Here is an 18,876-nt window from a genome sequence, read left to right as displayed (position 1 = left end):
TTCATTTAACTGCCGGAACTGTTGCAAGTGCCACTTTCAAATCTTCATATATCACATTACCAACAACGATAACATCTGCAAACTCCGACATTTCTTTGGCCTGTTCAACCGACTTTATCCCACCGCCATAAAACAGCACGGTATTCTCCAAACTCTCTTTGGCCGCTTCCACCATCTGGACATCGCCATAATCACCGCTGTATTCCAGATAAAAAATAGGCAGGTTGAACATCTTTTCTGCCATCAGCGCGTAAGCTCCCACATCATCCATATCCAAACTCGTATTTGCTTTTGTCAATTCGGCCGCCTTACAATCAGGATTCAGGATACAGTAGCCTTCAACGAAAATTTCATCCCAATTCAAAAGATATCCGTATTCTTTGACTGCTTGCTGATGCAGCTTCATCATCCAATCCGGATTGGTGCTATTCAGGACACTCGGAATAAAATATAAATCAAAACCTGGCGTCACCGTTTCAACTGATGAAATTTCCATCACACATGGCACGGTGTAACGTCTGACCCGTGCCATTAAATGAAGCACATTTTCAAGTGTGATTCCATCCGTTCCCCCGATCATGATTGCATCAGTACCGGATTCGCAGACTTTTTCCAGAGCCTCATCACTTATTTCTTTATTTGGATCGAGTTTGAAAACATGTTTCCACTCGCGAAAATCGTACATTATAATCCTCCATTCACACTTCCCATTACACCATTATAGCATTAAGATTTTTCATTAAAAAAGAGAAGTATCGATAAAATGTTTACCAATTGGAAACCACTGAATCTAAAATCCAATATAACACGGATACGACTGAAAGACAGCTGACAAAGAAAGCGCAAAAAAATCAAAATAAAAAGCCGGGAAATGAATTCCTCGGCTTTTTCTCATTCACCATATAAAAATCCTGTGCATTAAGATTCAGTTGTTTCCTCAACGTTTTCTTTAATACGGTTAAGAGCCATGGAATAAGCGTCATTTCCGTAATTCAAACAGCGCTTGACCCTTGAAATCGTAGCGGTACTTGCACCCGTTTCCGTTTCGATCTTATGATAGGTTTTACCTTCTTCAAGCATCCGAGCTACTTCAAGTCGCTGAGCTAATGAGGAAATTTCATTAACTGTGCATAAATCATCAAAAAATCGATAACATTCGTCTAAATCGCGCAAGGAAAGAATCGACTTAAACAGCTGATCCGTCTCTTTTCCTCTTAACTTATCAATTTGCATGTTACTCCCCCTCAATTTCATGGGTATCAAAATGAGACGTCCCCTACTAAACCAGGTTGATTCGGAATTATATTGACCCAGGTTTTTCCTGGAATCAACCCTACCTCTTTATCGTTTTTCACTGGAATAATCCGACCATCCTTATTAACCCATTCTACTTCATTCGCTTTTCCTTTTTGAAGTAAATAACCTTTTCCACCATTCTTCAAATCGATTTTACGACGCCCTTTATCGTCAATCACTTGATGAGTGGCCTCAATGATCAATATATTATCCAGTAAAATAGGCTTATTCGATTTATGTTCGACTGTTTGCTCACCATTCGAATAACGTTTATATTTCTCTTCCGTGGCCTCGTATTCATACTCTACATCATACTCTTCCGATCCGTAGGATATCTTGGTTTTCAGTGCCGGTTCCCCTTGAAGACCAGCCTCCTCATCCTCAGTAAGGAAAGTAAATGGCTCAGGTGCACCGTTCATGTCATATCCCTTTTCCTTCGCACCCTTTTGGATGTCATCAAAAGAAATGTAAGAATTATGCGGTGCTTTTCGATCCGCCGAGCGTTGAAACAAAGTTCCATCATAATATAATCCGTTCAAGTTATCAATATACCCTTTGTCCAGCATGTTTTTTGCCTCTGGGCTATTCCCATGACACACATAGATGCAATCCAGGCCTTTAGCCAGTTCGATATAATAGTCCCTTGCACTCCGAATCGGACCGATCTGGCTTGGCATTTCACTTTGGAAGATAGCTAAAAATCTGGTTATGTCACCTTCTGCGAGCATTTCGTAGACTAAGTCGGCTTGAGATAGGCCCGATTGTGGGCGTGCCTTTGGATGATTATTAATCATCACTGCAACAGCCCTTTGCTCACTGCTTTCATCGGTGGCTATACCAGTAAGTGGGAACTTATTGGAAGGCTCATTTTTCACATCTGTATTTTTGATGACAGCTTGGTCTTTCGGCTTACTGTCATCCGTTGCAGGTTCTTCTTTCGTCGAACAGCCTGCCAGCAGTAAAATAGAAATCATCATGAAAAGAATTCTCTTAAAATTCATCCTTCCACTCCTCTGATTTATTAGCTATTTCTTCTCTTATATTTTAACGCATTATAGTAGGAAAGAGTATAGTTTTATTCATGACATCATATACTCCTCGCTGAGTTAGCCTTATATAAGGCAGATGGGTCGTCGAAAAGAACGAGATGGTGTACACAGGGTCGTCGAAGCGATAGCCCCTTTCACGCAGCAAATTTTTCAACTCATTCTCTTCTTCGATCAGTTCAGGTACTTCCTTGGTGGACATGACTCCTTTTAATTTTAGAGGAAGTTCATGGATCACCTTACCGTGTTCGGTTAAAATGATGCCACCGCCAATTTCCTTCAACCGGTTAAATGCCAAATGCATATCCTTTTTCCGTTTACCGATCAGTATGATGTCTCCGGTATTCGTATAAGAGCCAGCAAAGCCACAAAGTTTATTTGCAAATCCCTTTAATATCGTATTGATGCGCCATTTCCCTTCCCGATCAATGAGCATGAAAAAGCACTCATCATCCTCAAAGTTCAACTCTTCATGACCAACATCATTGGCAAGGGAGTACGGCTTCGTAATTACGTTATTGACCAATTCAATTCCAAACGGCATCGAGAATTCAAAATCTTCCTTTAAACTAAGATCCCAATCAATATCAAGTGGTTTAAAATCAAAATCACTCCATTCGATTTCCTGTGAATCGGAAATGATTTCACCATCCCTTTTCACCCATTTCCCTTTTGCCATTACCGAAACCGGTGCAGGTTCCTTTACATCGGTTAGGAAGTTGATGTTCGCCACCCTTCCAGTAGCAATATTGCCATGAAGGTATTCAATATTATAATATCGTGCGATGTTGATAGTTGCCATATTGTAAGCATCTATGACCGGAACGCCATGCTCTATTGCAATCTTTATTAAACAGTCTATGAATCCATCTTCATAAAAAGAAGGCGGCGATCCATCTGTGGTATAAAAGAATTTGTCGTAATGATCAATGCCGAGTTCATGGATTTCAGATATCATCTTAGGAAGATCCGGCCGGATCGAAGAATGCCGTAGCGACACATAATAGCCCTGCAGCAATCGGGACATGACTTCATCACCTGTCATTGCCTCATGATCACAGTCGGCGCCGAACAGGGTCATTTTTGCCAAAGTCTTCTCTGAAGCACCTGGAAAGTGTCCCTCTATTTTTTTCCTCATCCGCTTGGCTTCCTGAATCCAATGCAGCATCATGTCATCCCCATCGAGAAGCTTAGGCCAGCCGGTCAGTTCCCCGCCCTGTAAAACGGCATCATGCTCCAGCCAGGATTTAACGGCCCCATGGGAAAATACCACATCTTCATCGATCAATTCAGTTTGGCCGTCAAAACGGCTCCACCAGTACATTGTAACAGGAATGTTACGTAATTCTTTCAAAAGAGAAAACGCTTTCTTTTTATCTAACTGCAAAAGAAACGGCAAGTTATCATTAATCAATGTCGTTGTGCCAAAATGAGATGCATAACGTGAAAAAGAAAGGGGATTATATAATTGAGAAGGATGTGAATGCGGCTCAATATAACCCGGGACCAAGTACTGGTTTGTGCAGTCAACAATTTCACAGCTGTCTATGTTATCAGGAAGGTTTTCGCCAACATAGATGATGCGATCATCATATATCCATATATTCGCTTTCACCCATTTTCGCAAAGCCTGATTTAAATAAGTCGTATTTTTAAGCAGAATGTGTGGTGCCCTATTGCCATCCAGCACATCTATATGTTCTCTTAGATGTTTATTTTTCCATCTATAGCGCTGTTCAAGCATAAAACATTCCCCCATAATTTTTTAGAAACAAAGTTTTAAAAAAACCATTTTCAATCCAATTTTATTTCATAGTAACATACTTGCCTCAATAGAACAGTAATGTTACCCAGAATATTGTTAAATTTTTGTGAAGGGATGTACTTTAAATGAAGTTTAAACAAAATATCAGTATAATCAATGCCTTAATGCGAATTACATGTGGCTTTACCTTTCTAACATGGGCCACGGCCAAGATGGTTAAAAAACCATGGAAAAACCAATCTTATCTAGTCGTCGTCATGATTTCTGCCATGAAAATAGGCGAGGGCATTCTTCGCTATTGTCCAATCGTGGATGCTATGGAGAATGGGCAGACCTTTATGAAGAAAGAGCAAAACCAAGAATATGACTCCAATCCTTCTGATTCCTATTAAGTTTTTTTCTAAAGAAGAAGCTGACTCCGATTGGAGTCAGCTTCTTTCATATTATCAGGAAAATTTTATTGTATTGCACGGTAGCCAATATCCATTCGCCAGAATAAGCCGTCTTTCTCAACATGCCCCAACTCTTTATATACTTTAGCTTGGGCAGAGGCTAAATCTTTCCCTTTTGCAGCAACCAAAAGAACACGTCCGCCGCTCGAGATAAAGTCCCCTTCACTATTGAGAGCTGTTCCAGCATGATAAATATGGGCATCCGATTCAATCTTGTCCAAACCTTTAATGATTGAATTCTTTTTATAATCCCCAGGATATCCTTCAGCTGCCACGACCACTCCAAGAACTGCTTCATCATGCCATTCAAGCTGTAAATCCTCCCCAGAAAGGACCGCTTCAAGTGTATCAACGAAATCCGTTTTTAGGCGCGGTAAAACAACCTGCGTTTCCGGGTCTCCAAAACGAGCATTGAACTCAATGACTTTTGTGCCTTTTTCAGTAGCGATTAATCCGGCATATAATATACCTGTAAAACTCCTGTTTTCTGAAATCATTGCATTCACCGTGGGCTGAAGAATGGTTTCGACTGCAGTCTGAACCATTTCATCGGAAATTTGCGGCACCGGTGAATAAGCACCCATTCCACCTGTATTCGGACCTTTATCTCCATCAAAAACCCGCTTGTGATCTTGGGCAATGACCATCGGATACACTTTTTCCCCGTTCACGAATGCCATCAAAGAAAATTCCTCTCCATCAAGAAATTCCTCAATGACGACTTTGGCAGAAGCTTCCCCGAACTTTGCTCCGACGAGCATATCATGGATGGCGTCTAGCGCCTCTTCCATTGTCATCGCAACAACGACACCTTTCCCCGCAGCCAAGCCATCCGCTTTTATGACGATAGGGGCACCCATTTTTTCAATATATGCCTTTGCTGAATCATAATCAGAAAACGTTTCATATTCGGCAGTCGGTATGCTGTAGTTTTTCATTAAATCTTTTGCAAAGGATTTACTTCCCTCGATGACTGCGGCACGGCCATTTGGTCCGAATACCTGTAAGCCTGCCTCCGTAAAGTCATCAGCAAGTCCGTTCAATAATGGCGTTTCAGGCCCAATCACCGTCAATGAAATGGCATTTTTCTTAGCGAAGGCAACCAATTCCTCATGATTGTTTTCTTCAATTGGAACAAGGGTCGCTACATCAGCCATGCCTGGATTTCCTGGTGCTACAAAAACCTTCCCAACCCGTTTACTTTCAAATAGTTTGCGGGCTATAGCATGCTCCCTGCCACCCCGGCCAATTACTAAAACATTCATTATCGCACCTCATTTTTGATTAATGTTTAAAGTGACGAATTCCTGTAAATACCATCGCAATCCCATATTCATCAGCTTTCTTGATTGAATCTTGATCTTTAACAGAGCCACCAGGCTGAATGATTGCCGTGACGCCCGCTTTCGCTGCGGCCTCAACTGTATCATCCATTGGGAAGAAAGCATCCGATGCCAATGCACTGCCTGCTGCTCTTTCCCCAGCTTGTTCAAGAGCAATTTTTGCCGCTCCTACACGGTTCATTTGGCCTGCGCCAACACCTAATGTCATTTGGCTGTTACTTACCACTATTGCATTCGACTTTACATGCTTCACGATTTTCCAGCCAAGTTCCAAGGCTTTCCACTCTTCAGGGGTAGGCTCACGTTTCGTTGCCACCTTTACTTCTGCATCCTTTAAGCTATGTGCATCGCGATCTTGAATAAGTAATCCGCCTTCAATGGAAGTTAATTTACGCTCAGGCTTTTTAACCGCATCGAAATCGATCGTTAATAAACGAAGGTTTTTCTTGCTTGTTAATACTTCCACTGCCTCATCCGTAAATCCAGGCGCAATGATGATTTCAAGGAAAATTTCATGTAGTTTTTCCGCAGTCGCTTTATCGACTTCACGATTCAAAGCAATGATTCCACCGAAAATGGAAGTGGAATCTGCTTCATAAGCTTTTTCATATGCTTCTAAAATGGTCTCTCCGACACCTACGCCGCAAGGATTCATATGCTTGACTGCAACAGCGGCCGGCTCATTGAATTCCTTAACAATTTGAAGTGCTGCATCAGCATCATTAATGTTGTTGTATGAAAGCTCTTTTCCATGTAATTGCTTCGCTTCAGCAATTGAAAAAACGGAACCAAGCGGTTTTTTATAGAATGCTGCTTTTTGATGTGGATTTTCCCCATAACGAAGCGACTGTTTCAATTCATAGGTAACAGTCAATGATTCAGGATTTTCTTCATCGGCAAGCTCTGTCATATACTCCGAAATAACAGCGTCATATGCTGCTGTATGGCGGAAGACTTTTGCAGCCAGACGGCGATTCGTGGTTTTTGATACGCCGCCGTTTTCTTTCAGCTCAGCCAATACGGTAGGGTAATCATTGGAATCAACGATAACGGTCACATATTCATGGTTTTTAGCAGAAGAACGAAGCATTGTCGGTCCACCGATATCGATGTTTTCAATGGCATCTTCCACAGTGACTTCCGGTTTGGAAATAGTCGCTTGGAATGGATATAGGTTTACACAGACAAGTTGAATCGGTTCAATATTATGCTCTGCAAGCTGTGCTGCGTGGTCCTTGTCATCATGTTTTGCCAGCACTGCCCCATGGACATTCGGGTGAAGCGTTTTAACGCGACCATCCAAGATTTCCGGGAAACCGGTGACATCACTGATTCCGATCACATCAACGCCATTATCCTGCAGCGTTTTTTTCGTACCGCCTGTTGAAATAATTTCAAAACCTGTCTCAATTAGTCCTTGAGCAAATTCTACGATACCTGTTTTATCCGATACACTTATTAAAGCACGTTTCTTCATGTGTTGTGGGTCCCTCCATTAAGTAAGTTTCTTTTGGCATAGCTGCTGCAAAACTGACGGATACATGTCATGCTCCGTTTCCTGAATCCTTTTTTGAAGAATATCTTTCGTATCCCCATCAAGAATTGGCACTGTTTTTTGGGCAATGATCGGTCCTGTATCCATTCCATCATCAACATAATGAACCGTGACCCCTGTTTCCTTCACTCCGGCGTCAAAAGCCTGGCCAATTGCATCCTTGCCTGGAAAACTAGGCAGAAGTGAAGGATGGATGTTTACAATCCTCTGTGAGTACTTTTGTAATAATGTGGGACCAATCAAACGCATATATCCAGCCAGAATGATAAAATCTACATCGTGTTGGCGAAGTTTCTCCAGGATTTCCGTTTCAAACTCAGCCTTGTTAGCGTAATTCTTCGGTGAAAAGGAGAAAAGATTGATATTCTCAAGCTTAGCTCTCTCAAGTACATAAGCATCTTCACGATCGCAAACGACAAGACAGATTTCAGCCTCCAACGTTCCACTTTTAATTGCATCAGTAATTGATTGGAAATTACTACCGTTACCTGACGCGAAGACAGCGAGGCGCTTCATTATTTAAACGACACTCCATTTCCATCCACAATCGTTCCAATAACCGATGCTTCTTCACCGCAAGACTTTAGATGGGCTAGCACAGCTGATGCTTCTTCTTTTTTCACGACAGCCGTCATTCCGATTCCCATATTGAAAATATTGAACATTTCCTCTTTTACAAGGTTTCCTTTTTCTTCAAGGAATGAGAATATTGGCGGAATTCCCCAGCTTCCAAGCTCGATTTCCACACCGGCTCCTTCAGGTAGAATACGCGGGATATTTTCGATGAACCCGCCACCAGTAATATGGGCAAGGCCCTTAATTTCAAATTTTTCCAATGTAGATAAAATCGATTTCACATAGATTTTTGTCGGTTTTAATAATTCCTCGCCTAACTTGCAGTCCAATTCCGGTACGAATTCATGAAGGTCCATACCTGAATCTTCAAGAAGAATTTTACGAACGAGAGAATATCCATTACTGTGGATGCCGCTTGAAGCAAGTCCAATCACAACATCACCAGCAGAGATTTCCTCACCAGTAATTAGACGTGATTTTTCAACTGCACCTACAGTGAAGCCTGCCACATCGTATTCTTCCGTGTCGTACATGCCTGGCATTTCCGCCGTTTCTCCACCGATTAATGCACAACCCGCCTGCTCACACCCATCTGCAATTCCTTTGACAATCATTTCGATTCGTTCTGGATCCGCTTTACCGCAAGCAATATAATCTAAAAAGTATAAAGGTGCAGCACCTTGAACGACAACATCGTTGACGCACATAGCTACACAATCCACTCCAATTGTATCGTGCTTATCCATCATGAACGCCAACAAAAGTTTCGTACCCACTCCATCCGTACCTGAAATGAGCACAGGTTCTTTAAGGTTCAAGGAAGACAAATCAAACATGCCCCCGAAACCGCCCAGACCATTCATTACTTCTGGACGAAATGTCCGCTTCACATGTTTTTTCATCCGATTTACCGCTTCATAACCAGCCTCAATATCAACACCAGCCTGTTTATATGCATTAGCCATTTGAAATCCCCCTCCGAAAATCAATCTTCAATTCCGACATGATTAACATTTTGTTTTTTCTCGTTCGTATTCAAAAATTTCAGTCGGATAATTTCCGGTGAAACAAGCTAGACATGACCCGCGCGTTTCTCCAGGAAACGGGCGGCCAATCGCTTCGACCATACCTTCGACACTTAGGAAAGTTAAGGAATCAGCACCAATGATTTCTCTTATTTCCTCCACCGATTTTGAGCTTGCGATCAATTCTTCTTTTTTGGACGTGTCTATGCCATAAAAACAAGGATTCTTGATCGGTGGTGAGCTGATTACAACATGCACTTCTTTAGCGCCTGCATCTTTTAACATGCGGACAATCCTTCTGCTCGTTGTCCCGCGGACGATTGAATCATCAACCATTATGACCCGCTTACCTTCTACGACACCTCTTACAGGTGAAAGTTTCATCTTCACGCCTTGTTCACGAAGACTCTGTGATGGCTGAATGAATGTCCGTCCAACATAACGATTTTTAATTAGACCCATTTCATAGGGAATGCCTGCCGCTTCAGCATAGCCTATCGCTGCTGAAATGCTGGAATCAGGTACGCCTGTAACGACATCAGCTTCAATTTTAGCTTCCAGCGCCATTTGCTTGCCAAGGTTCTTTCGTGCAGTATGAACATTGATCCCATCAATGTTGCTATCCGGACGGGAAAAATACACATATTCCATCGTGCACATCGCCTGTTGACTTGAGAGTGAAAAGTATTCGGATGTGATCCCCTCATCATTAATGACAACGAGTTCACCCGGCTCTATATCGCGAATGAATTCTGCACCTACAATATCAAGTGCACATGTTTCGGATGCAGCGAAATATGCATCGCCTATTTTCCCCAAGGAAAGCGGACGGAAACCATGCGGATCTCTCGCCATGATCATTTGGTTTTCTGTCATGATGACAAATGCGTAAGCTCCCTTAAGCATGCTTAAACTGTTTTTCACGGAATCTCTGACATCTGAGTAGCCGGACCGTTTAATCAGATGGGCCAGAACTTCGGTATCAGAAGTCGTTTGAAAAATGCTTCCTTGTCCTTCAAGCTGTGCTTTTAACTGATGGGCATTGACGATATTCCCATTATGGGCAAGGGCAAGCCCTCCTGTATGTGAATTGAACAAGAAAGGCTGTACATTTTGATACCCGCCGCCGCCTGCCGTTGTATAACGTACATGGCCGATTGCAGCTCTTCCAGTACCGGAAAGAGCCTGCATTTTTTCAGCCGTGAATATCTCTGTAACAAGACCTTCACCCTTAGAGATGGACATTTGCTCACCGTCCGTCACGACGATGCCCGCTCCTTCTTGACCACGATGTTGTAAGCTATGCAAACCGTAATAAGCAAGCTGTGCTGCATCGGGATGTCCCCAGACTCCAACTACGCCACACTCTTCGTTTAGACTTCTTATTTCAGCAAGCATGGTATAGCTCCCTTCCAAGCTGTTTGTAACTCTTCGACTGCCGCTTCCAATACTTTGCCATCATTATCTGCCGTCACGACCAATTTATTATCCTCAGTTACCGAGCCTATGCATACCGCATCTTCAACAAGTGCTTCAAATGCTGCTTGATTATCAGGATTGATGGATAGCAGGAATCGTGATTGCGTTTCACTGAATAGTTCGGATACCGCTTCGCCGGATATATTCACTTTTGCCCCAAGCTTGTTTGCCCCGAATAAAGACTCTGCTAAAGCGACTGCCAAACCGCCTTCCGAAAGATCATGGGCTGATGCTACAAGTCCAGTTTGGATCGCAGAAAGGATTTGCTGCTGACGTTTTTGTTCAACGGCCAAATCAAGTTCTGGTGCACGTCCAAAGATTTTTCCTTCGAGCATTTTTTGTAATTCACTGCCGCCAAATTCCACCTTTGCTTCGCCGACAACATAAATCAAATCGGATTCATTTTTAAACGATTGCGTAGTGATATGTTGAAGATCACTGATAAGGCCGACCATCCCAACTACAGGTGTAGGGTAAATCGCTTCACCATTCGTTTCATTGTAAAGCGACACATTTCCTCCAATTACAGGAGTACTTAAACTTCTGCAAGCTTCACTCATACCGTCTGCCGCTTTTTCCAATTGCCAAAATATTTCAGGTTTTTCTGGATTCCCGAAATTCAAGCAATCCGTAATCGCTAAAGGTTCCGCACCGGAGCAAATAATGTTACGAGCTGCTTCAGCGACAGCGATTTTACCTCCTGTTTCAGGATCCAAATATATATAACGGGAGTTACAATCCGTCGTCATCGCAAGAGCCTTATTCGTGCCTCTGACACGTACTACCGCTGCATCCGATCCAGGTGAGACAACTGTATTCGTGCGGACCATGTAATCATATTGGTCATAGACCCATTCTTTACTCGAAATTGTCGGTTGCTTCAATAGTGACACTAGTGTTTCTTTATAATCCCCAATGACTGGAACTTCTGCCGTCATGCTTTGGAAGTCACGGAAATATTGCGGTTCTGCAGATGGCTTGTTATAAATCGGAGCTTCTTCAGCCAAAGCATCAACCGGAACCTCAGCAACGATTTCACCTTGATGAGAAAGTGTTAGATTTTTATCATCCGTTACTACCCCAACAGATACAGCCTCTAAATCGTATTTCGTAAACAAGTCAACGATTTCTTGTTCACGTCCTTTAGTAACTACGATCAACATCCGCTCCTGTGATTCAGAAAGCATCATTTCATAAGCTGTCATTCCCGTTTCACGCTGCGGTACCAAATCAAGGTTCATTTTAATGCCTGAACCCGCTTTACTCGCCATTTCGGCAGATGAGCTTGTAAGACCCGCTGCTCCCATATCCTGAATGCCAACAAGAGCGTCATTTTGAATCAATTCAAGGCATGCTTCCAAAAGCAGTTTCTCCATGAATGGATCGCCCACTTGTACGGCAGGCCGCTTTTCTTCTGAAGACTCTGATAGCTCTTCAGATGCAAATGTTGCACCATGAATACCATCACGTCCAGTTTTTGCACCCACATACATCACTGTGTTGCCCACTCCATGCGCTTGTCCTTTTTTAATGTCCTTATGATCGATCAAACCGACACACATGGCATTGACTAAAGGATTTCCTTCATACGATGGATCAAATTGAATTTCACCGCCGACAGTTGGAATTCCGATACAATTCCCGTATCCTGCAATCCCGGCTACCACTTCTTTAAATAAATATTTAACACGATCATTATCTAACTCACCGAAACGAAGAGAGTTCAACATCGCAATCGGACGGGCACCCATGGAGAAAACATCACGGATAATTCCGCCGACACCAGTAGCGGCACCTTGATAAGGTTCGATTGCCGATGGGTGGTTATGACTTTCAATTTTAAAAACGACAGCCTGATCGTCACCGATATCAACGATTCCTGCCCCTTCACCAGGACCTTGAAGCACTTTCTCCCCTGTAATCGGGAATTTCCTTAAGATGGGTTTTGAATTTTTGTAGGAACAATGCTCTGACCACATAACCGAAAACAATCCTGTTTCCGTATAATTCGGCAGTCTGCCTAAGATTTTCTCCACCATTGCAAATTCTTCATCGGATAGTCCCATAGTTGCATATAAACGATCCGATTTAATTTTTTCCGGACTTGGTTCAAGCTGTAATAACATGTGATTCCCTCCAGTTTTTTACGATGGATTGAAAAATCTTTAAGCCGTCTTTACTGCCAAGCAGTGAATCAACAGCACGTTCGGGATGAGGCATCATTCCGAGGACATTTCCTTGTTCATTTGTAATTCCCGCTATTTGTTCCAAGCTTCCGTTTGGATTTTCACCATCATATGTGAACAAGATGCGGTTATCTCGTTTCAATTCAGCCAATGTTTCATTATCACAATAGTAATTCCCTTCACCATGGGCGACCGGGATCGTAATCGTTTCACCTAATTCATAGCCTGTCGTAAACATCGATTGATTATTTTTAACCTTCAATCCTACATTACGGCAAATGAATTTCAAGCCATCATTACGGCGCATCGCTCCAGGTAAAAGTCCTGCTTCAAGTAAAATCTGAAAACCATTGCATACTCCAAGAACAGGCTTTCCTGCCTGTGCCGCTTTTACGACTTCGGCCATTACATTCGAAAAACGGGCAATTGCTCCAGAGCGTAAATAATCTCCATAAGAGAAGCCTCCAGGAAGGAGAATCCCATCATACTGATCTAGATTGTCTGTGGAATGCCATACATACTCCACTTCTTCCCCTAGTGCATCCTTAATCGCATGGTACATATCGACATCACAATTGGAACCAGGGAAAACTATGACAGCAAATTTCATTGGGTGATAACCTCCTCAACATCATAACGGTAAGATTCAATTACCGTATTGGCCAATAGTTTTTCACACATTTCTTTCACAAGTTGATCTAAATCACGGTCTGTATCTTCAATTGTAAGTTCAATGTATTTCCCCACTCGAACATCACTTACTTCGTTATATGTCAAACTATGAAGTGATTGTTGAACTGCTGCTCCCTGTGGATCTAGTACACTTTCGCGTAGTGTGATATATACCTTAACCTTATACATGTTGAGTACCCTCCAACTTTGCTAGAATTTTTTCGTAAGCATCTGTTAAACTTCCTAAATTACGACGGAATACATCTTTGTCTAACTTTTCGTTCGTTTTTACATCCCATAATCGGCAGGTATCAGGTGAAATCTCATCAGCCAGTAAAATTTCCCCATTCGAGGTTTTACCGAACTCTAATTTAAAATCAATCAATTTAATGTCCAACTCTTTAAAGAAGGAAGTTAAGACGCTGCCTATTTCTTGTGCCTTTTCTTTTAAAATGGCTACATCTTCCTTGCTTGCAAGTTCCAATTCTTCAATATGGTCTTCCGTTAACAGAGGATCGCCGAGCTCGTCATCTTTATAGTAAAACTCAATCAGCGTTTTCTTGAGCGGCTGGCCTTCTTCAATGCCAGTCCTTTTAGAGAAACTGCCGGCAGCCGTATTTCTAACGACGACTTCAAGCGGAATGATAGATACCTTCTTGACTAGCTGCTCCCGGTCGGAAAGCTGTTCAATAAAATGGGATGGGATATTTTCTTGGGCAAGCTTTGAAAATAGTAAGCTAGTAATTTGATTATTCAACTTACCTTTTCCGGCAATCTCTGACTTCTTCTCACCATTAAACGCCGTTGCCGAATCCTTGTATTCCACCCATACTATTTCACTGTTGTCCGTTGCAAAAATCTGTTTCGCTTTTCCTTCATACAACAATTCTCGTTTTTCCATCTGTCCAGACCCCCGCATTGTGAATATTATGAATCTTCCTATCATTTGTCAGGCTTGGCAAACATAATACCGGCTAATGGTACTATGTTTGCCGCCTTCATTTTATAAACCTAAACGATCAAAGATTACATCAACATTTTTCAAGTGATGTGTAGGATCGAAACAATCATCAAGTTCTTCTTTCGTAAGCAAGCTTGTGATTTTATCATCCTTTTCGATCAGGCTTCTGAATGGAACCTGTTGCTCCCATGCTTCCATCGCTTTCGGCTGAACCGTATCATAAGCTTCTTCACGGACAAGTCCTTTATCGATAAGGGATAACAGCACACGTTGTGAGAAAATCAATCCCAGCGTACGGTCCATATTGCGTTTCATATTTTCTGGATAAACAGTCAAGTTCTTCACTATGTTACTGAAACGGTTCAGCATGTAGTTTAAAGCGATCGTTGCATCCGGCAAGATGATGCGCTCAGCAGAAGAATGTGAAATGTCACGTTCATGCCATAATGGCACATTCTCATATGCTGTCATCATGTAACCGCGGATTACTCGAGCCAGTCCCGTCATATTTTCAGAACCAATTGGATTCCGTTTATGAGGCATTGCCGAAGATCCCTTTTGACCTTTTGCAAAGAATTCTTCCACTTCGCGTGTTTCGCTTTTTTGTAAGCCGCGAATTTCCACCGCGAACTTTTCGATTGATGTCGCAATTAAAGCCAATGTGCTCATATAATGTGCGTGGCGATCGCGTTGCAATGTTTGTGTTGAAATTGGTGCTGCTTCAAGGCCAAGCTTTTCACAAACGAATTTTTCAACGAACGGGTCAATGTTTGCGTAAGTTCCGACAGCTCCAGAGATTTTCCCAACCTCTATGTTCTTTCTAGCTTCTTCAAAACGCTCGACATTGCGTTTCATTTCTTGATACCAAAGTGCCAGTTTCAAACCAAAAGTGGTCGGTTCCGCATGAACACCATGTGTACGTCCCATTTGAACCGTGTATTTATGTTCTTTCGCTTTATTTTTCAAGATCTCAACGAAATTATTTAAATCCTTGGCAAGGATATCATTCGCTTGCTTAATCACATATGAAAGAGCTGTATCGACCACATCAGTAGAGGTCAATCCGTAATGGACCCATTTCCGTTCTTCACCTAACGTTTCAGAAACCGCACGTGTAAACGCAACAACATCGTGGCGAGTATCTTTTTCGATTTCATTGATACGCTCCACATCGAACGTAGCATTTTCACGAAGTAGCTTCACATCTTCTTTTGGAATGACACCTAGTTCAGACCATGCCTCACAAGCTAAGATTTCAACTTCCAACCACGCATTAAAGCGGTTCTTTTCTGTCCAAATGTTCCCCATCTCTGGGCGGGTATAACGTTCAATCATTTTACTTCCTCCGTTTCAACCTGTTGATTCCATATTTTGCTTCGACCACTTTCCAAAAGAGCTTCCTCAATCGTTGGACGTAAAATATTCACATGACCCATTTTCCGCTTAATCTTGGCTTCTTTCTTACCGTAAAGGTGAACCTTCCAATCTGAAAGCGTCGGAATTTCATCCATTAATGGCCCGACATGTTCACCAAGGATATTAATCATTACCACAGGCTTCAATAACGCCGTATTTCCAAGCGGCCAATTGCAGACAGCCCTTATATGCTGTTCAAACTGTGATGTCTCACATGCTTCCATTGTATAATGGCCTGAGTTATGAGGTCTTGGCGCCAATTCATTAATGATGATCTCATCCTGAGCCGTTAAAAACATCTCGACTGCCAATGTCCCCACCAAATCAAGTTTCTCTGCAAGCTGTAAAGCCTCAGTAATAGCCTTCCGCTCAGCTTGCTTACTAATACGGGCGGGAACAATACTTTTATGAAGAATGTTTTCAATATGAATGTTTTCCGCTATCGGAAAATGACTTATCTCGCCATTTGCATTACGCGTCACGATAATGGAGATTTCTTTTAAGAAAGGAATCCAGGCTTCCAGCACACATACACCTGTTTTGAGCAGGGTCTCAGCCTTTTTAATATCGGCTTCTTCCTTAATGACCAACTGCCCTTTTCCATCATAACCGCCCCGGGTCGTTTTTAACACACTAGGGTACCCTAATTTTTCTATATGAAGGTGAATTTCTGAAATATCCTGTATTTCCTGATATGGAGCAACCGAAGCTCCTGCATCAGATATGGCTTTTTTTTCAGTAAGTCGATCCTGTGTAAGCTTTAATAATTTTGAACCCTGTGGAAGAAATGCATGTTGTTTTAACCAATCCAAAGCTTCTGAACTGATATTTTCAAACTCATAAGTTATGACGTCACTGACCTCAGCTAACCTTTTCAACGCATCTATATCATCATAAGCTCCAGTGATTTCAATATCCGCTACTTGCGCACATGGACCATCTGCCGTCGGCTCAAGGACAGCTATCCTAAATCCCGATGCCTTCGCCGATAAGGCCATCATCCTGCCCAATTGCCCACCGCCGATAATTCCAATGGTCTGTCCCGGTAAAATGATTGTATTATTTAAGTTGTTCACTGCTGCTTAACACCTTTTCTCTGGTTTCGTCTCGTAAAGCTTCCAATCGATCAGCAATCTCGGAATCGAAAGCTGCTAATATTTGAGCCGCGAACAAACCGGCATTCACTGCTCCCGATTTTCCGATTGCTACCGTCGCAACCGGTACGCCACCGGGCATTTGAACAATCGATAATAACGAATCCATTCCATTTAATGCCTTCGATTGTATCGGCACGCCAATCACTGGGACAATCGTTTTGGCCGCTGTCATACCTGGAAGATGGGCCGCCCCGCCTGCCCCGGCGATGATCACTTTAATGCCTCTCTCTTTTGCACTCTCTGCATATTCAAATAGTAAATCCGGCGTCCTGTGGGCGGAAACGACTCTTTTTTCATAGGGAATCTCAAGCTGTTCCAATGATTCACAAGCGTATTTCATCGTTTCCCAATCCGAGACACTTCCCATAATAACCCCAACTTGCGGTTTCATATCATCATTCCCTCCAACACTCATATTATGGCGTCCCGAGTATGCAGCTGGACGCTTATCATTAGCTATTACATTTTAAATTAAAAAACCGGACAGATTGCTTCTCATCGAGAAAGCAACCTGCCCGGAAAAGAAAGCCCTTTTGAAGAAAAAACTCAAAAAGACTTGGCTAGTTTCCGAATTAGTCAGATGCTTTTCTCATAGTCCGATGATTTACGGTCATCAGGTAGAAACTTTTGGGCCATATCCCCATGATTATATGAGATGTATTAATGTAACTTCATCTTACCTTCCGGCTATTTTAATGTCAAGTTAAAATCGAATATTTTTACATGATATTAATGAATCGTTCGTGTTTTACTCAATTAACTTTGCTTCGAATACAATTTTTCGATCAACTGGCACATAATGGACTTTACCATTCTCAATTCTCTCGGCAAAGATGGGCTCTTCCGTTCGCCTTACAGGGAAGTAACCTGCTGCTTTTATTCGATCTAAACATGCATCGATGGTCTCTCCCTCGATAACTTCAAACTTTTCCTTACTCTTTTTACTCACAATACCGATCCCTTCCAAAATTCTATATTGTTTGCATTCTCCCTTAGCACCCAACTTGGATATAATCATTAATAAATTCTTCCTAGTATAATGAAAAGAACAAGTAAAGGCAAGGTCAATTTCAATAGATGTTTCCATTCGAATTCCCTTGTATGTCCCTAATACATATACTTCACAGAAAAAGACGTGATTAACGCTTAATTCAGCCCCTTCTGCCGCAAAAAAAGGGCCCTATCATCATCCACTGTACATTTATTCAATATCCCGACCTCCGCCCCTTCTTATTCATTTAATCCTCTTCAAACTAAACCACTGCTCTGTTCTCTATGATTGCGGTACATAATTCCATTTTCAGCTCGACTTTCTTCGGCCATTCGGTTTCTCCTGATTGCTTATATAACCCATATACGGAAATCATTGTCCAAATATAATTTCCAAACTTGTTGGATGGCTTCCTGAGGTTCCGAGACATCCCCTTGGGGAAGTATGAACATCACATATTTTTGTTCATCGAACATTCGTGACTCCATACAAAATTCGCCTGTTTGTCGAATTCTATCGTGTCTAGGACGAATAAGATGCTTATTCACCATTATTTCGTAATGTTATTAGTTTTCATTCTCGACTAATCCCCATATCAAACCAAAGAGACAAAAAAAAAGACCAGCCGGATGGCTGATCTTTAAAATGGCTTGGCGGCGTCCTACTCTCACAGGGGGAAACCCCCAACTACCATCGGCGCTGAAGAGCTTAACTGCCGTGTTCGGAATGGGAACGGGTGTGACCTCTTCGCTATCGTCACCAAACATATCAGGAACGTTGTTCCTTCAAAACTAGATAATAAGAAGGTATTTCATTTTTTTAAAAAGCGTTGGTTAAGTCCTCGATCTATTAGTATCAGTCAGCTCCACATGTCGCCACGCTTCCACCTCTGACCTATCAACCTGATCATCTTTCAGGGATCTTACTAGCTTGCGCCATGGGAAATCTCATCTTGA

Annotated in this window: 19 protein-coding genes, 2 rRNA genes and 1 riboswitch; of the genes, 1 reads left to right on the top strand and 20 read right to left on the bottom strand. The window is 42.2% G+C overall.

Annotation, left to right across the window (positions count from 1 at the left end):
- Nucleotide 1 precedes the first annotated feature (1 nt).
- The 4 genes from LQ203_RS20495 to LQ203_RS20480 form a co-directional block, all read right to left on the bottom strand.
- On the bottom strand, nt 2-685 hold the full coding sequence (locus LQ203_RS20495; protein WP_230160819.1) for a heptaprenylglyceryl phosphate synthase: 684 nt from the start codon (nt 683-685) through the stop codon (nt 2-4).
- 233 nt (nt 686-918) lie between these two features.
- Nucleotides 919-1,233 (bottom strand): YerC/YecD family TrpR-related protein, encoded by a 315-nt coding sequence (locus LQ203_RS20490; RefSeq protein ID WP_061461279.1) that lies wholly within the window; start codon nt 1,231-1,233, stop codon nt 919-921.
- 26 nt (nt 1,234-1,259) lie between these two features.
- Nucleotides 1,260-2,297 (bottom strand): DUF3048 domain-containing protein, encoded by a 1,038-nt coding sequence (locus LQ203_RS20485; protein ID WP_230160818.1) that lies wholly within the window; start codon nt 2,295-2,297, stop codon nt 1,260-1,262.
- 43 nt (nt 2,298-2,340) lie between these two features.
- Nucleotides 2,341-4,086: an adenine deaminase C-terminal domain-containing protein gene (locus tag LQ203_RS20480; RefSeq protein ID WP_230160815.1), complete on the bottom strand. Its 1,746-nt coding sequence runs from the start codon at nt 4,084-4,086 to the stop codon at nt 2,341-2,343.
- Between the two features lie 146 nt (nt 4,087-4,232).
- Here LQ203_RS20480 and LQ203_RS20475 point away from each other — a divergent pair, with 146 nt between their 5' ends.
- Nucleotides 4,233-4,499, top strand: a complete 267-nt coding sequence (locus LQ203_RS20475) for a YgaP-like transmembrane domain (protein WP_230160813.1) — start codon at nt 4,233-4,235, stop codon at nt 4,497-4,499.
- Between the two features lie 65 nt (nt 4,500-4,564).
- Here the strand turns inward: LQ203_RS20475 and purD are convergent, their stop codons facing one another.
- From purD to LQ203_RS20395, 16 genes are all read right to left on the bottom strand, one after another.
- Nucleotides 4,565-5,824 (bottom strand): phosphoribosylamine--glycine ligase, encoded by a 1,260-nt coding sequence (gene purD / locus LQ203_RS20470; RefSeq protein ID WP_230160811.1) that lies wholly within the window; start codon nt 5,822-5,824, stop codon nt 4,565-4,567.
- A gap of 19 nt (nt 5,825-5,843) precedes the next feature.
- Entirely contained in the window at nt 5,844-7,379 is a 1,536-nt protein-coding gene (purH, locus tag LQ203_RS20465; RefSeq protein ID WP_230160809.1) for a bifunctional phosphoribosylaminoimidazolecarboxamide formyltransferase/IMP cyclohydrolase, read from the bottom strand.
- Between the two features lie 18 nt (nt 7,380-7,397).
- Nucleotides 7,398-7,973, bottom strand: coding sequence for a phosphoribosylglycinamide formyltransferase (gene purN, locus LQ203_RS20460; RefSeq protein ID WP_230160807.1), 576 nt, complete (start codon nt 7,971-7,973; stop codon nt 7,398-7,400).
- Nucleotides 7,973-8,998, bottom strand: coding sequence for a phosphoribosylformylglycinamidine cyclo-ligase (gene purM, locus LQ203_RS20455; protein WP_230160805.1), 1,026 nt, complete (start codon nt 8,996-8,998; stop codon nt 7,973-7,975). The genes purN and purM overlap by 1 nt, the downstream gene beginning before the upstream one ends.
- A gap of 42 nt (nt 8,999-9,040) precedes the next feature.
- Nucleotides 9,041-10,456: an amidophosphoribosyltransferase gene (gene purF / locus LQ203_RS20450; RefSeq protein WP_230160803.1), complete on the bottom strand. Its 1,416-nt coding sequence runs from the start codon at nt 10,454-10,456 to the stop codon at nt 9,041-9,043.
- Complete coding sequence (purL, locus tag LQ203_RS20445; RefSeq protein WP_230160801.1) at nt 10,441-12,663, bottom strand: phosphoribosylformylglycinamidine synthase subunit PurL; 2,223 nt, start codon at nt 12,661-12,663, stop codon at nt 10,441-10,443. Before purL ends, purF begins: the two co-directional genes overlap by 16 nt.
- Nucleotides 12,647-13,333, bottom strand: coding sequence for a phosphoribosylformylglycinamidine synthase subunit PurQ (purQ, locus tag LQ203_RS20440; protein WP_230160800.1), 687 nt, complete (start codon nt 13,331-13,333; stop codon nt 12,647-12,649). Before purQ ends, purL begins: the two co-directional genes overlap by 17 nt.
- Nucleotides 13,330-13,584, bottom strand: coding sequence for a phosphoribosylformylglycinamidine synthase subunit PurS (purS, locus tag LQ203_RS20435; protein ID WP_098177030.1), 255 nt, complete (start codon nt 13,582-13,584; stop codon nt 13,330-13,332). The genes purQ and purS overlap by 4 nt, the downstream gene beginning before the upstream one ends.
- Nucleotides 13,577-14,296 (bottom strand): phosphoribosylaminoimidazolesuccinocarboxamide synthase, encoded by a 720-nt coding sequence (purC, locus tag LQ203_RS20430; protein ID WP_230160798.1) that lies wholly within the window; start codon nt 14,294-14,296, stop codon nt 13,577-13,579. Before purC ends, purS begins: the two co-directional genes overlap by 8 nt.
- 102 nt (nt 14,297-14,398) lie before the next feature.
- Nucleotides 14,399-15,691: an adenylosuccinate lyase gene (gene purB / locus LQ203_RS20425; protein WP_230160796.1), complete on the bottom strand. Its 1,293-nt coding sequence runs from the start codon at nt 15,689-15,691 to the stop codon at nt 14,399-14,401.
- Nucleotides 15,688-16,848, bottom strand: coding sequence for a 5-(carboxyamino)imidazole ribonucleotide synthase (purK, locus tag LQ203_RS20420; protein WP_230160794.1), 1,161 nt, complete (start codon nt 16,846-16,848; stop codon nt 15,688-15,690). The genes purB and purK overlap by 4 nt, the downstream gene beginning before the upstream one ends.
- The gene (purE, locus tag LQ203_RS20415) at nt 16,832-17,320 is read right to left on the bottom strand and encodes a 5-(carboxyamino)imidazole ribonucleotide mutase (protein WP_230160967.1); all 489 of its coding nucleotides are present in this window, start codon (nt 17,318-17,320) and stop codon (nt 16,832-16,834) included. Before purE ends, purK begins: the two co-directional genes overlap by 17 nt.
- Before the next feature lie 181 nt (nt 17,321-17,501).
- Nucleotides 17,502-17,603, bottom strand: a riboswitch (purine riboswitch).
- A gap of 74 nt (nt 17,604-17,677) precedes the next feature.
- Complete coding sequence (locus tag LQ203_RS20410) at nt 17,678-17,878, bottom strand: NETI motif-containing protein (protein WP_095390347.1); 201 nt, start codon at nt 17,876-17,878, stop codon at nt 17,678-17,680.
- A 392-nt stretch (nt 17,879-18,270) separates the two neighbouring features.
- Nucleotides 18,271-18,408, bottom strand: a complete 138-nt coding sequence (locus tag LQ203_RS20405) for a hypothetical protein (RefSeq protein ID WP_230160792.1) — start codon at nt 18,406-18,408, stop codon at nt 18,271-18,273.
- Between the two features lie 160 nt (nt 18,409-18,568).
- Nucleotides 18,569-18,684: ribosomal RNA gene (gene rrf, locus LQ203_RS20400) — 5S ribosomal RNA — on the bottom strand.
- A 65-nt stretch (nt 18,685-18,749) separates the two neighbouring features.
- A 23S ribosomal RNA gene (locus LQ203_RS20395) occupies nt 18,750-18,876 on the bottom strand; the annotation flags it as partial.

This window comes from Peribacillus sp. Bi96 (assembly GCF_918698115.1).
In the GTDB taxonomy this organism is placed as follows: Bacteria; Bacillota; Bacilli; order Bacillales; family DSM-1321; genus Peribacillus.
This window is presented reverse-complemented; position numbering and strand designations above follow the sequence as displayed.